This window comes from Sulfurovum sp. MH2-6 (genome assembly GCF_058374785.1).
Genome location: NZ_CM178170.1, coordinates 1,169,223 through 1,182,644 on the forward strand (window position 1 = coordinate 1,169,223; position 13,422 = coordinate 1,182,644).

Annotated in this window: 13 protein-coding genes; 1 reads left to right on the forward strand and 12 read right to left on the reverse strand. The window is 45.5% G+C overall.

The features are described 5' to 3' along the window. Nucleotides 1-3: 3 nt before the first annotated feature. From AC4JOV_RS05935 to AC4JOV_RS05955, 5 genes are read right to left on the reverse strand one after another with little or no spacing between them, the layout of a single operon-like run. Nucleotides 4-831 carry a DUF58 domain-containing protein gene (locus AC4JOV_RS05935; protein WP_229936060.1) on the reverse strand — a complete coding sequence of 276 codons (828 nt, stop codon included), beginning with the start codon at nucleotides 829-831 and terminating at the stop codon, nucleotides 4-6. Continuing rightward, nucleotides 831-1,778, reverse strand: a complete 948-nt coding sequence (locus AC4JOV_RS05940; RefSeq protein WP_229936059.1) for an AAA family ATPase — start codon at nucleotides 1,776-1,778, stop codon at nucleotides 831-833. Before AC4JOV_RS05940 ends, AC4JOV_RS05935 begins: the two co-directional genes overlap by 1 nt. Beyond that, on the reverse strand, nucleotides 1,771-2,907 hold the full coding sequence (locus tag AC4JOV_RS05945) for a BatD family protein (RefSeq protein ID WP_229936058.1): 1,137 nt from the start codon (nucleotides 2,905-2,907) through the stop codon (nucleotides 1,771-1,773). The genes AC4JOV_RS05940 and AC4JOV_RS05945 overlap by 8 nt, the downstream gene beginning before the upstream one ends. Then, nucleotides 2,888-4,426, reverse strand: a complete 1,539-nt coding sequence (locus tag AC4JOV_RS05950; protein ID WP_229936057.1) for a VWA domain-containing protein — start codon at nucleotides 4,424-4,426, stop codon at nucleotides 2,888-2,890. The genes AC4JOV_RS05945 and AC4JOV_RS05950 overlap by 20 nt, the downstream gene beginning before the upstream one ends. Beyond that, complete coding sequence (locus AC4JOV_RS05955) at nucleotides 4,423-5,355, reverse strand: vWA domain-containing protein (RefSeq protein ID WP_229936056.1); 933 nt, start codon at nucleotides 5,353-5,355, stop codon at nucleotides 4,423-4,425. The genes AC4JOV_RS05950 and AC4JOV_RS05955 overlap by 4 nt, the downstream gene beginning before the upstream one ends. Before the next feature lie 84 nt (nucleotides 5,356-5,439). Between AC4JOV_RS05955 and AC4JOV_RS05960 the strand changes: the two genes are divergently transcribed. Then, on the forward strand, nucleotides 5,440-6,417 hold the full coding sequence (locus AC4JOV_RS05960) for a hypothetical protein (RefSeq protein WP_229936055.1): 978 nt from the start codon (nucleotides 5,440-5,442) through the stop codon (nucleotides 6,415-6,417). A gap of 34 nt (nucleotides 6,418-6,451) precedes the next feature. Here the strand turns inward: AC4JOV_RS05960 and AC4JOV_RS05965 are convergent, their stop codons facing one another. The 7 genes from AC4JOV_RS05965 to AC4JOV_RS05995 form a co-directional block, all read right to left on the reverse strand. Then, the gene (locus AC4JOV_RS05965; protein WP_229936054.1) at nucleotides 6,452-7,195 is read right to left on the reverse strand and encodes a peptidoglycan-binding protein; all 744 of its coding nucleotides are present in this window, start codon (nucleotides 7,193-7,195) and stop codon (nucleotides 6,452-6,454) included. Between the two features lie 67 nt (nucleotides 7,196-7,262). Next, nucleotides 7,263-8,345 carry an epoxyqueuosine reductase QueH gene (locus tag AC4JOV_RS05970; RefSeq protein WP_229936053.1) on the reverse strand — a complete coding sequence of 361 codons (1,083 nt, stop codon included), beginning with the start codon at nucleotides 8,343-8,345 and terminating at the stop codon, nucleotides 7,263-7,265. A gap of 98 nt (nucleotides 8,346-8,443) precedes the next feature. After that, a complete protein-coding gene (lpxB, locus tag AC4JOV_RS05975) occupies nucleotides 8,444-9,508 on the reverse strand; it encodes a lipid-A-disaccharide synthase (RefSeq protein ID WP_256444078.1) in 1,065 nt (354 codons plus the stop codon). Between the two features lie 29 nt (nucleotides 9,509-9,537). Continuing rightward, a complete protein-coding gene (locus tag AC4JOV_RS05980; RefSeq protein ID WP_229936051.1) occupies nucleotides 9,538-10,854 on the reverse strand; it encodes an APC family permease in 1,317 nt (438 codons plus the stop codon). Between the two features lie 95 nt (nucleotides 10,855-10,949). Continuing rightward, on the reverse strand, nucleotides 10,950-11,417 hold the full coding sequence (locus tag AC4JOV_RS05985; RefSeq protein ID WP_229936050.1) for a hypothetical protein: 468 nt from the start codon (nucleotides 11,415-11,417) through the stop codon (nucleotides 10,950-10,952). 15 nt (nucleotides 11,418-11,432) lie between these two features. Beyond that, entirely contained in the window at nucleotides 11,433-12,641 is a 1,209-nt protein-coding gene (gene metK, locus AC4JOV_RS05990) for a methionine adenosyltransferase (RefSeq protein ID WP_229936049.1), read from the reverse strand. 18 nt (nucleotides 12,642-12,659) lie between these two features. Further along, entirely contained in the window at nucleotides 12,660-13,367 is a 708-nt protein-coding gene (locus tag AC4JOV_RS05995) for an SIMPL domain-containing protein (protein WP_229936048.1), read from the reverse strand. Between the last annotated feature and the right edge of the window lie 55 nt (nucleotides 13,368-13,422).

Below are 13,422 nucleotides of genomic sequence, written 5' to 3' on the forward strand. Positions count from 1 at the left end.
ACGTTAAACAAATAATCTAACCAGTTTTTCCACAGGATCTTCATCCGTGTAGATCGTTGTATGTCTGATGTTGTATTGCATAAAATGTGTTTGCATCGCTTCATCATGTGCGTTGAGCATGGTCAGATAGTTTTGGATACCCGAAGTACCAAAATCGGTATGAAGGCTTTTTGTGCTTTTAGGGTCATCCAGTATCACTTCTCCCAGCTTTTGAGGCTTCTCTTCTTCCCTGTGCCGTACGATAATGGCGATCACTTCGTGTTTCTGTGCGAGCAGTGAGAGGTCAATAGGCTCCAGGAAATCTCCTATCATAAAGAGTAGGGAGCGTTTATGAATATGGCTAGAGAGTGTCTGGATAGCTTTTTTGTAGTCCAGTGAGGTATGCAGTATCTCTTGTTCATAGAGCGCTTTGGAGAAGTACTCTATATGGTAGAGCTGTTTCGTCGGAGGCGTAAGGGTATAGTGATCGGTATAAAAATTAAACCCGGTAAAAAGATCATTGTTGTGATGGACAGAGTAGCCAAGGAGCGTAGCGATCTCCGTGAGGGTATGTTGTTTAAGGTTATCCTCGCCAAAGTAGAGACTGCCGTCCATCATCGCTGCAACAACGACTGAGAGTTCCCGGTTCGCATGAAGCTCTTTGATATAGGGACGCCCCAGTTTAGCCGTGATGGTCCAGTTGATCTTTCTGACATCATCGCCGACCTGGTACTCTCTCAGTTCACTGAAGTCATAGCCTTCTCCATGCATCTTGGAGAGGTTGTTGCCCGCAAGCAGGGTGTAGACCTGGTATCTGGCTTTGAGCTGCAGGGTTTTAAGTGCGAGTGACATTACGGTACAGGTACTTCTTTGACAATTTTGGAGATGATCTCATCCGGGTTGATCCCCTTTGCTCTGGCCTCATAGTTGAGTACGAGACGGTGACGCAGCACATCATGCAGTACGAAGCCGATATCGGCAGGTGTGACGTGGTCATTTCCTCTGAGAAATGCTTTGGCCTTTGCCGCCTTATAGAGGTCTATCGAGGCTCTGGGGCTGGCACCGTACATTAGGTCATTTTGAATACTCTCAAGACCGAATCTTTCCGGTTCTCTGGTTGCTGTAATCAGCTGTACGATATAACGCTCCACCTCTTCATCAACATGGAGAGTGCTCACTTCGTCTCTGAGTGCCTGAAGCGCTTCTTTGTTAAGCACAGTTTCTACCGTCTCAAAACTTTTAGTTGCAGCCTTTCGCATAATGGTCAGCTCATCCTCTTCACTGTTGTGCGTGACGACCAACTTCATCATAAACCTGTCCAGCTGTGCTTCAGGCAGTGCGTAGACTCCCTCCTGTTCGATAGGGTTTTGTGTTGCCATGACCATGAAGGGAGGTTCGATCCTGAAGGTCTCATCGCCGATGGTTACCTGGCGTTCCTGCATCACTTCAAGGAGGGCAGACTGTACCTTGGAAGGAGCACGGTTGATCTCGTCTGCCAAGAGCAGATTTGTAAAGAGCGGTCCTTTTTTGATACCGAAGTCATTGGTCTGGGGATTATAGATCTGTGCACCAATGATATCCGAGGGAAGCAGGTCCGGGGTGAACTGTATGCGTTTGCTCTCAAGTCCGAGCGCCTTGGAGAGTGCATTGATCGTTGTTGTCTTTGCAAGCCCGGGGACACCTTCAACCAGGATATGCCCGTCACTAAGCAGTCCGATCAGCAAACCGTCTATCATCTGCTCCTGGCCGATAACGGCTTTGGAGAGTTCTTTTTTGAGTGCCTCTATTTTCTTATGCATTGAGTTCCTTTTTTATCGCTTTAAGGTTAAGCGGTTTTTTTCCATAGATATGTGCTTCAAGTTTCTCTATCGCCGGAGCAAACTTTTTACTATCTTCTGCAATGAGCAGGGTAAGCAGTGCTTTGGGATCACTGGTTTGGTTTATCTGTTGTATAAGAGGATCCTCCTTGATCTTCTCTTTTTTGTACCATTGTACACTCTTGGCGGTGAAAAAACCTGAGAGAAAGACCGCCATATAACCAAGCAGTGTACCGATCCAGGACCAGTCAGTGGCTTTTATCGGTGCAGGAGAGTCAACTTTATCCAGAAGTGTGGCATGTGCGACAGGCGTAATCTTGAATTCTTCTTTTGGTACGGTCAGTATATAGCTTGTTTGTGTCTTAGGATTAAAGGCTCGGATGTTGATCTCATCAAAAGTAAAGCTTTGCTCTGCACTTATGGCCATGGGATAGGTGACAGTGTTATCGGTATGTTTGGCACTGCGTATGGTTTTTACCTCCGGGGTCTCTTTAAAGAGTGTATACTCTTTTGTGGAGAGAAAGCTGTTTTCAAGTATCGGAGGGTAGCCTCTCCCTTTTATCTCTACAGTGAAGGGGATCGGTTCATAGGCATTGGCTTGATGCGTTTTTAGCTCATGCGTCAGCGTAAAATCTCCTATCAGCTGTGTCCCCTCGGGAAGCGGCTTAACAGCCAGCTTCAAAGGCGCTAATGCAATGGGAGTATCAGTCGTCGTAATACCCTTTACGTTATCCCTATCCCCGGAAAAACTATAGGCAACATCCTCTTTGGTCGTCACCTTTTGGATCAGTTCAAAACCGATCTCTATCTCGCCGCTTTTGAGCGGATAGAGAAGGTAGGTATAGTGGATCTGTGCATTTTGGTAGCTGTCTTCCTCTTTTACATCCAATCGGTGGAACTCATACGCTTCACTCTCTGTCAGTGTAAAATCAAAGAACATCACTTTAGCGTAGTCTGTCTGTTTGATATCAAAAGTGAGAACCACAGCTTCTTTGACAAAAACCCTCTCTTTGTCAAGCGATGCATTTGTAGTAAACCCATTTCCGTAGAGTAGGCTAATACTAAAAAATATAAATATTGATATTGTATGTTTACCAAGGCTGTTTTTCATGGATATATCCCTTGTTGATCATTTCATAAATCTTTGAACTAAGCGGTTGTTCCTGTTTGCTCTGTTTATCTTCAATCAGTTTCATCTTCTCTCTGTTATTGAGTTTCTGTTCACTGCCGCCGCTCCCCGAACCGCTGCTGGGCTGGTCTTCACTGCGTCTCTCTTTGCTCTCATCTTGTTCTTTTTCTTCAGAGTTGGAACCGGAGCTGTTTTGTGACTTGGGATGGGCAATGCCCAGAGATGCTTTCTTCTCCTGAAGCAGGGCGATCAAGGCCAGGTTGGCTCTGGCATCATCATCTTCTCCCAACTGTAATGCCTGAGTGTAGTATCGCTTGGCCTTCTCATAGGAGTGGAGTTTGGCATGTGCATTGGCGATATTGTAGTAGAGCATCTGTTTTACCTGAGGAGAGGTAGAACGGATACTTTGATAGATTTTGATCGCACGCTTATACTCTCCAAGTCGGTAATAGCTGTTTGCCAATGCTACCTGGCTTTGCAGGGTTATGGTTCTGAGACTACCCAGTATCTCTTTTGTACGGTTGTACTCCTCTTTTTCATAAGCATTATAGGCACGCTCCAGTGTGAAGAGATCAAAGAATGAGGCGTTTGCCTGAGAACCGAACAGCGCAGCAAGTAGTATAAGGTACTTCACTCCGCGTGTATGAACCAGTAAAAAGAGTAGAAGTGCGACAAGGAGAGGGAGAGGATAGAGCTCCAGGTAGGAGTGGCTCATCTTGCTGATCTCCTGTTTCTCTGCATCGACTGCATCAAGCGCCTCTTGTAACGCATCTGCAGTCGCTTCAGGCGAACCTTTCGGTGTGATATAAGTGCCACTGTTTTCTGCAGCTACGCGCTTAAGCAGTGGATTGATCCGTGAGACTACAAGGTTTCCTTCCTTGTTTTTTAGATAACTTCCATCAGATTTCGAGATCGTTGAACCTCTGGTGGTACCCATCGCCAGGACAATCGGACGGATACCGTTCTCTTCTATAATACTATTTAATATAGTATCCTCTCTCTCCTCACCGCCGTCACTGATAAGGATCAGGTTCTTTTCCTTCATGGGGAGTTCCGAAACTTTCTTTAATAGTTTTTCAAGCGAGGTCCCATGGGTAAGGATATGATCAAGTCTTAAACTTTTCAGTGCCAGTGAGATCAGCTGATGGTCTGTGGTCGGTGGAGAGAGGAGAAGCGGGTTGGTCGTAAATGCGATAAAGGTGATGTTGTCATTGATGTTTTTCGATAAAAAAGATTCTATGGTTTGGACAGCATATGCATAACGGTTGGGGGCAATGTCATCTGCCCGCATAGAGTAGGAGACATCAAGGGCGATAATGATCTCCTGTGCTTCTACTTTTCGCTCCTGGGCTCCTTGATCCACGACAGGTCTACTGAGAGCAACAAGAAGAAGCGTCAGTACAATCAACTGTATCGTATCCGTGATCTGCTTGGAGCGGTAGTAAAAAAGTACACCGATCGGCAGCAGGAACCAAAGTAAAGAAGGGTAGAGGATACTCATACAGCCTCCTTGGTGAAGCCCTTTGAGAAAATCCCGCGCGAAGAGAGTATCAACCCCAGGAGCAGGAGTGAAGCAAGTGCCATAGGGTAAAAGGCTAGAGCGTTTCGGTTGAGATAGTTTTCTGAGCGTATACTGCTTGGTTCAAGCACCTCTATCTCCGCATAGATCTTAGCCAGATCCTCAGCATTGGTTGCTGCGTAGCTTTGTGCCCCGGTCTCTTTGGCAATAGTCTCAAGCAGACCGGCATCATAGTCACTCTTTTGTCCGATACCGATGGTATAGATTTTGATGCCGGATTCCTTGGCTTGTTCTACTGCCTTTCGAGGTGAAGTACTGCCTGCATTGTGATGGCCGTCAGTGAGCAGAACGATCACCTTGCTTTCAGCCTCTCCAAAACTCAACGTATGCATTGCCTGCATCAGTGCATCACCAATGGCCGTACTCTCTCCGGCCACGCCTACACTACTCATATCCAGTAGATAAGATACCCCATTCAGGTCATAGGTGAGCGGTGAAGCGGTATAGGCAAACGTACCGAAGACCACCACCGCGATATTGTCATCCAGACGTTTCTTTACGAACGCTTTGGCAAGCTCAATGCTTACTTCAAAACGGTTTTTGAAACGATCCTTGGTATGAAAACCGCTTTGAGCCATTGAACCGCTGGCATCAAGTACCAGGGCAAGGTCACGTCCCCGTTTGGTGTTGTTGGAACTTGGATCATAGAGATAGGGGTCAGCCAGGGCAACAACCATCAGGGTAAATATGGTGATCTTCAGCCAAAGGGTTAAAGAGAAGAGGGGTATATGCGAGCGTATCCACGCTATTTTTGCAAAATAGAAGTGCCTGGTATGTACTTTACACCATATAAAACAGGGGATAAACAATAATAACAGTAAAAACCAGGGTGCACCAAATGATATCTTCATAACGTCGATTGTAACATAAAGAATTATCCTTTAATATAATTTCTTGTACAATGAGATATGGTACGTTTTATCCTGATAATTTTGATGTTTAGTATCGTTACATGGGCGGAGCAGAACGCTTCTGTGGAAGAGAAGACGTGGGCGGATGAGTATCATCAGTTTTTTACCAAAAAAATTCACCTCTTTTCCCACCATCTTGATAAAAAACTTTCATCTTATGAGTACCTTTTTGAAACCAATGCAACAACCATTGCTACAAAAAATCATACGTCTGAGAAAGTATCCGAACCGGCGGTCAATGACTGGTTCTCATCATTCTTTAAAGATGAAATTTTTGATGAAGTTTATACAAAAAGTTATCTGATCGTACGTGGGACTGCCGAGTATGATCATCGTACCGGTGATATAAGCTTTTCGGGAAAGATGAAGGCTTCGCTTGCTTTACCGAAAACGGAGAATCGTTTACACTTTTTTATTGAAGACAGTGACGATCTGGATTCCAGAGGGTTCGGCAGAGAAACACGTAATAATGTAGGGTTAAGATACTTCCAAAAAAATAAACGTTTAATCAAGAGTTCTTTTTCTCTTGGTCTGCATAGTTATGATGATCCTTATGTCAGAACGACTTTGTGGTTACCTTATCAGATAGGTGCATGGAGAAACAGAATTACTCAGAGGTTCCAGTATTCGATAGACGAGAAATTTGAAGAGGAGACCAGATTCTATTTTGACAGAATTTTGGATGATGATGATTTTGTAAGGTTTTTAGCGGCGAGGTGGACAAAAGAAGAAGTTGACGGAATGGAATATTTTGGTAATATTGTCTACAACAAAACAACCAAATTTAACAAAGGGTATCAACTTGGAGTCTCTGCGCTTGGGCATACAGAACCTGAAGACGAGATTACACAGTATGCAGCCTATGGCGTATATAAAGAAAATATTCATAGAAAATGGCTTTTTTACGAGATAGAACCGCGTGTTGAATGGGATAGAGCTTTTGACTTTGAGGCAAACTACAAGCTGTTGGTTTCTCTGGAAGTATTTTTTGGTGATCTATAGAAGAATCTTCTTCTATAGATTGGGTTGATACCGGTTATTGTACCGGCTGCTGGATATTGATCACTTGTCCAGATTGTGATGTCTGTGCAGGTTTGCCGAGCCCTTTGAGTGATGCAATCGCCTCTTCGATATTTCTGTCATTCTTCTCTTTGGCACTATTGATCAGTTGATACTCCTGTTCAAAGTCCAGTGAGCCGCCATAACCCATGCCGTTATCTGCCTTATATTGGCTGATCGCACCTCTGCTGCCACTACCGATCGCACCGTCAATTTTCCCATGATAGTATCCGTGAAGCTTCAACGCTGTCTGGATTTTTCTGTTCTTTGTGCCTCTATCATTGCTTTGGGCATTGAGGTGTCTGTCAAATTCAAAAAGCGTCCCAAGGAAAATAAGTGTATCTTTGGCTTCAGGTTTGAGTGACGCATTGCTGCTGATCTCATAGGCAATATTCATCTCTTTGATCGCTGCACGTGTCTCATAGGAGTTGACCTGGCCATCGATACGGCCTCTGTAAAATCCCAGGCTGGAAAGTGACCGCTGAATCCTTTTCTCATCAGTCATTCTAGGTGCATAGTAGCTTTGCGTTTGTGTAGAGGTACTTCTCTGCTGTGCAGCCTGTTGCTTGTTGTTTTTGTTGTAGACTTCATTGGTGATGACTGATCCTACAGCACCACCGACCACACCACCTACTACGGCATCACCGAAATCCGCATACGCAACATTTCCTATCAAGATTGCACTAGCGGCAAGCACTGATAACTGTTTGACCTTTTTCATCATCTTCTCCTTTGCATTCTGGGGACTTAGAGGTGCCCATACTTTTATTTTATGCAAATAAAAGGTATTAGTCAAGCGCTATCAATGACTCCTTGACATCACTGTAGGTTTTGGATTCGCAGATGATCTCGATCTTTTTATCCGGTATCTCGTCTACGACAAGAATCACCCCTAGATCAAAATGGGAATGAACGATCTTTGTACGTACTTCCATCTCAGCATCAAAAGAGGGCGGATCGAAGAGCAGTTGTGTGACACTCTCGTAGGCAGTACCTGCCAAAGCATTGTAGTGCCCAAGCGTAATGAAACGAACCTCATCCCGGTTCATATGGTGTACCTCTTTGACACTGTACTCTATCTTGCCTCTTGTATAGGTGCCTTTGAGCGTGGAGTAGGGCAGAAAGTGGGCAGGAACCACCTCTTTGCGTACCCTTAGCAGGCCTGAGAGCAAGCGCCAGTTCAAAAAGCGCTCTTTGATGATCTGGTATCTTTTTCCTTCTGATTCAAGACCAAGACGTGCTTCGTACATCTCCAGTCTCGCATCGATGGATTCGGGCTGTATCTGGTCGGAGATCGGTGTAAAGAGCTCATCTGCAAGCTTATCCTGCTGATCTCGCTGCATGGTGAGACCGAAGATACACCCGCAGTAGTCCTGACGGTAGAGGGCATCCTCTTTGGCCATCTGGTTCTGCTCCTGTGTTCCCGAAGCCTTTCTATAATCCGGCGCATGAAATTTCAGTCCGTACTTGTCTGCAAGTGCATCACCGGCACGTTTAAGCTGCAGAAGTGATTTTTTTGGACTGGTAAGGAGGGTAGAGGTAAAATTAGGGTCAAGCATTTTTACCGCCTGTTTGGCGGTCACTTCAAAACGGTTATCGAAGCAGACTGAACATCTGGCTCCCTTTTCAGGCTCCTTCTCCAGTCCCCTGACAGCTTTCAACCACCCCTCTGTGTCATACTCCCCCTCTATCAGCTCGATACCGAGCATATCGCAGCTGCGCTGTACGTCGAGAAGCCTGAGGCGGTATTCGCTGTAGGGATGGATGTTTGGGTCATAGAAGAATCCTGTGAGCTTTTCATCAGGGTAGTCTTCACGCAGTTTCTGAAGAAAATAGTGGCTGTCCACCGAACAGCAGATATGTACTAGCATCGTGTCCCCTTTGGAGATACAGTGAGGAGTGCCAGTAAGCATTTTTTTAAAATGCTTTGTTCAGAAATAGTATGCTTATTCATTATGTATCCTTTCTTTCAACTACAGATAATTTGTGCGACATTTTTACTACTTCCGTGTGCCAGGTACGCGCTAAGTTCTTGAGCTTTTTGAGCAAATATCGTTCTGTCGGTCTCTCTATACTCTGAGAGTAGCTTTTCCACTGTCACATCCTCTTGAAGCAGCTCGTTATGCAAGTTTGTTCCATTGTAGCGGTTCAGGATGATATTTGCCAATCCTACCTGGGTGATATTGAGCAGATTTTTGCCGATAAAGTAATCGATTTTCTTAGCGATATAGGCCAGGGTAAAGGGGGTACCGATGAGAGCAGCCTCCAGTGTTGCCGTGCCTGAACAGATAAAGGCGAACTCAGAACGGCTGAGTGCTTTATGTGTATCGCGTACGATCTCAAACTCTCTATTGCCTCGGTAGAGTTTGGCGATCTTTTGTTTGCTAAAGGATTGCGGGATGACCAGAAGAGGATGGATATCATTACCCAGCCTACGTCTGAGTTCAAGAAAGATCGGCATAAGCTTCCTAATCTCACTTGAACGACTGCCCGGCAGAAAAGCGATCACTCCTTTCACTCTTGTATCGTTGCGTATCACATCGATCTCATCCAATAGAGGGTGTCCTACATACTCTGCTTTTCCGCTTGGATAGTAGGAGGTCTCAAATGGAAGTATTCCAAGGAGCCTGTCACAGTACTTCTCCAGCTTCTCCACACGTTTTGGACGGCTTGCCCAGACCTGCGGAAGGATATAGTAGATGATCTCTTTTTCCGGATACTTCTCCTTAAGCTTTTTAGCTAACGGCAGGTTAAAGCCTGAGGAGTCCATTAGAAGCACTTTGTCCGCATCTTTCGCCAGCTCTACCATCTCATCGGCCACCTTGAAGAACCATCGCAGTTTTTTGATCGCATCGACAAATCCCATGATCGCCATCTGGGAGATATCATAAAGCGGGGTGCCTTGCATGATGCTCTTCTCAAATATACCCATAAGCGCTACATCTTCTGTATGTTTAAGTACCTCTTTGAGATGGAGGTTTGCAGATGGTTCCAGGGCTGAGACGAGTAGTTTCATAGCGTTAACGATCCTCATTTTTTAGGGGTATTGTAGCATATTTGGAACTATTGGTTGCGCTTCTTCCATGAAAAGAGTATCGCTCCCAGGGTTAAAACGGTATAGATACCTCCGATAAAATAGAGCTGTTCAATCTGGTTTTTATACTCAAAATACAAGATCAGCATCAGTGCTATAAACAATCCTGCGATGGTAAACCAAATGATCGGTAGTGAAGAGGAGGTTTGTTTATGGATCTTGAGATTGGCAAATGCCATTAGCAGTGAGACTAACAGAAAGGTCACACTGCCGAACTCAAGGATCACCTTCAGGTCACCTATCAGGATCAGAAGGAAGGCAAAAAGAGACATTGCGATGATAGCATTGAGAGGAATATGATTTTTCCTTTGTGCCAAAAAAGAGGGGAAGTAGCCGTCTTTTGCGATCACGGCAATTTGTCTGGAAGCACCAAAGACGGTACCGCTGATCGCACTGCTTGTTGCCAGTAGTGCCCCGACGATCACCAGTTCCGTGCCCCAGTGTCCTAAAATATCATTGGCCCCTGCAGCCAGTGCATACTCCTGATTTGCAATGATGTCATCAAGAGGAATAGCAACAATGGCACCATAGGAGAGTATAAAGTAGATCACCATTGCCAGGGTAAGGGCAATATAGATCGCTTTAGGGATATTGATCTGAGGTTTTTCCATCTCATTGACGGCATTGATCACCAGCTGAAAGCCTTCAAATGCGACAAACGTCAAAGAAGCCACGATCAATATCGAAAGTATCTCTATGTGGCCATTATTGTGCAAGAGTGTCGGGATCGTCGTGTTGGAGTTGTTGATCAATACAAATGAAATCACTACCAGGATAACAAGCTTGATATAAACCATGAGATCCTCTATCTTCCCCATTCCTTTGACACTCCAGAGATTGATAAGGGTAAAGAGCAGGATGATCCCTCCCGCTACGGCTTTGCGTACTATTTCACTCTCTCCAAAAGCAAAACCGCTGATGGCATAGGATGAAAAAGTATAGGCGTAGAGTGCGAGTGTACTGATATAACCGAATATGACCCACCAGCCGATCAGAGAAGCTGCAAAGGCGGAGTCGGAAAAGGTCTTTTTGAAGAAGGAGTAGGTAGCCCCCTCATCTTTGTAGTAGACACCCAGTTTGATATAGGAGTATGCGGCAAGGTATGCCAGTACTCCACCGATGAGAAATGCAAGCGGGGTAAATACCCCGATCAATGCGACAGATATCCCCAGCACGGTAAATATCCCGCCACCGATCATCCCACCGAGTGCGATGGCTACCAGTTCGGGTACTCCGAGATTTTTATCACGACTTCTGTAGATAGTGTTTGTTACATTACTTTTCATCTATGACCTTCAAACCAACATCAAGAACACTTTTATTACTATTATATCACCTTTGGTACTCTATCTAGGGGGTAAACCAATACTATTAGATTCTTTTACTGAGGACGATAGGGGCTCTCCTCTTTTGCCGCTCTGAAACCATGGTCTACAAATGCATGGAGGGTTTCATCGTGCAGATCGATCAGCTCTTGGATTTCAGCCTCTTCGCCTTTGAGTGTCACTTTGATACCGTCTTCGAGCATCTCCCAGCGCATTTTGATCTGATCTCTCTCATCGAACAGCCTGGTAAACATCGGGTCCCATGAGCGGATCGCACGTCCGCCGTCAAACCGTTTTTTCATACCCACGGCATGCTCCTGCAGTATCTTTACCAGCTCCGCATCTTTGGAGGTCACGCGGGTAATGGCCTCGATACCGCCCTCTATCTTTTTTGTGCTGCGTTCGATCTCGTCATAACGCTCCAGAAGTGCATGAAAGAGCCTCTCATCCTCCAGATGCTGGGGATCACTACCGCCCCTGCCTCTTTGAAAGACCTTCTCTTTTTTAAATTGTGTGAAATTCATCGTTTTACCTCTCCTTTACGCTTTATTTAATGCTTCAAACCACTCCAACGCATCCAACTGCTCCCACGGGTACTCCTTATACCCCACCTGTCCTTTGGCAGCCACATCGGCATAGAGGAAGTGATCTTCACTAGGCCGGTCAAGTCCGAACTTTCCGGTGATCCACTTTGGTGTCAGGGGAAATGCTGACGCGATCTTCTCTGAGAGCACTTCGTCGCTGAACTGACTAAGTGCCGTGTGCTGTGTATCTACCGTGACGGAGAGCGGTTTGGGTTCTGCAATGACATAGGCAAGCTGGACAAGCGCTTTCTCTGCCAGACCGGCTGCAACGATATGCTTTGCGATCCATCTGGCGGCATAGAGGGCAGAGCGGTCTACCTTGCTGTAGTCTTTGGAGCTTTGAGATCCTCCCCCGATGGGAGCATAGCCTCCGTAGGTATCGCAGACCACCTTTCTTCCTGTAAGGCCCGAATCCGCGATAGGGGAGTGTCGGACAAATCGTCCTGTGTTGTTGATATAGAAGAGGACATGCGCTTCATCAAAATGTCCCTCTTTGAACTTCACCTTATCGATAATAAGCGCTTTGACCAGCGTTTCTACCTGCTGTAGCGGGATATCCTTGTTATGAGGGATCGCAACGACGATCTGTGTGATCTTCTCCGGTCTGCAGTGGTCAAAGTTCTCTTTGGTGCCGTAGTCTATCGTCACCTGAGTCTTGAGGTCCACTCCGAAGGTCTCGGGATGCTCCAGGGCATAGGTGTAGAGCACATCGCGTATCTCTCTGGCATAGGCCAACGCGGTAGGCATATAGTCATCACGCTCACTAGTCGCATAACCGAACATGATCCCCTGGTCACCCGCGCCGATCTCCTCATCCTCTTTCTCCACGCCTATGGAGATATCGGGGGATTGCTCTGAGATATAGATATGGAGATCCGTCTCATCAGGATAGAGCGTTTCGCCCCGCTCAAACCCTTCACTTTCTGGGTAGCCGATCTTATGCAGTGCTTCTCTGGCGATATCTTTATAAAACGCATCACTGGTTGCCGCAGTCGTTTTTACCTCTCCGCCGATGATGATATGGTTGCCGCTCAGAAAGGTCTCAGTCGCTACTTTGGATTTGGGATCACGTTGAAGCAGTCTGTCTACGATACTATCTGCGATGATATCGGCACACTTATCGGGATGTCCTGCCGAAACGCTCTCTGAAGTAAAAAGATACATCGTTCACTCCTCAACAGTTTAGTCAGTAAGATAGAATGTAATGGTAGTGACCACCCTGACGTATTTGTCTATCTTTTTCGTGTCACTGTAGTTTTCGCCCACATCGCGTATCACAAAATTTCCCTGTCTTGCACTTCTGATCCCTCCTACCTTTACGCCTGCATTTTGCGCAAACTCGTTGGCTGCAGCCCTGGCATTGCGGGTAGCTTCTTTCAGCATATCGGGTTTGATCTCATTTAAACTGGTAAACCTGTATTCAGGTTCAAAATTATTGATATCTATTCCCTTTGCAATGAGTTTATTTATACTTGATCTTACCGATGAGATAAGATCTACTTTTTTGGTTTGTACTTCAATATCGTTACTTAACTGATGTTGCTGGTCAACCAGTTTTTGATCCCTGTTTCTGAACTCTATAGGGCGGTAGCTGATGACACCGATATTAATCTCTTCTTTTTTCAGCCCGTTTTGAAGCAGCAGAGCGATGATCTCTGTTTGTATCTTTTCTGCATCACTGTAAAGTTTTGGGAGATCTTCTTTATAATGGGAAGCAACCTTGAAGTTTAAACGCCAGTTTACCAAGTCAGCTTTTACTTTCCGTTCCGCAAGTCCCTTTACTTCGGCACTGTTTATGGCAACTTTTGCATTGTACATCGTTTGACCGACAAAGTATCCCGAAGCAGCAATCGCTGCAGCTACTATGATCGAAATTAAAATATTTTTCATAAAAAAGCCTTTTTTGTCATGACTGTTTTTTTGATACTCACTCTATGCAGAGGAG

Excerpts from the sequence above, each read along its gene's own strand:
- lpxB (WP_256444078.1), bottom strand. The coding sequence starts at position 9,508 with ATGAGGATCGTTAACGCTATGAAACTACTCGTCTCAGCCCTGGAACCA.
- AC4JOV_RS05980 (WP_229936051.1), bottom strand. The coding sequence starts at position 10,854 with ATGAAAAGTAATGTAACAAACACTATCTACAGAAGTCGTGATAAAAAT.
- AC4JOV_RS05945 (WP_229936058.1), bottom strand. The coding sequence starts at position 2,907 with ATGAAAAACAGCCTTGGTAAACATACAATATCAATATTTATATTTTTT.
- AC4JOV_RS05950 (WP_229936057.1), bottom strand. The coding sequence starts at position 4,426 with ATGAGTATCCTCTACCCTTCTTTACTTTGGTTCCTGCTGCCGATCGGT.
- AC4JOV_RS05985 (WP_229936050.1), bottom strand. The coding sequence starts at position 11,417 with ATGAATTTCACACAATTTAAAAAAGAGAAGGTCTTTCAAAGAGGCAGG.
- AC4JOV_RS05970 (WP_229936053.1), bottom strand. The coding sequence starts at position 8,345 with ATGCTAGTACATATCTGCTGTTCGGTGGACAGCCACTATTTTCTTCAG.
- metK (WP_229936049.1), bottom strand. The coding sequence starts at position 12,641 with ATGTATCTTTTTACTTCAGAGAGCGTTTCGGCAGGACATCCCGATAAG.
- AC4JOV_RS05955 (WP_229936056.1), bottom strand. The coding sequence starts at position 5,355 with ATGAAGATATCATTTGGTGCACCCTGGTTTTTACTGTTATTATTGTTT.
- AC4JOV_RS05940 (WP_229936059.1), bottom strand. The coding sequence starts at position 1,778 with ATGCATAAGAAAATAGAGGCACTCAAAAAAGAACTCTCCAAAGCCGTT.
- AC4JOV_RS05960 (WP_229936055.1), top strand. The coding sequence starts at position 5,440 with ATGTTTAGTATCGTTACATGGGCGGAGCAGAACGCTTCTGTGGAAGAG.
- AC4JOV_RS05995 (WP_229936048.1), bottom strand. The coding sequence starts at position 13,367 with ATGAAAAATATTTTAATTTCGATCATAGTAGCTGCAGCGATTGCTGCT.
- AC4JOV_RS05965 (WP_229936054.1), bottom strand. The coding sequence starts at position 7,195 with ATGAAAAAGGTCAAACAGTTATCAGTGCTTGCCGCTAGTGCAATCTTG.
- AC4JOV_RS05935 (WP_229936060.1), bottom strand. The coding sequence starts at position 831 with ATGTCACTCGCACTTAAAACCCTGCAGCTCAAAGCCAGATACCAGGTC.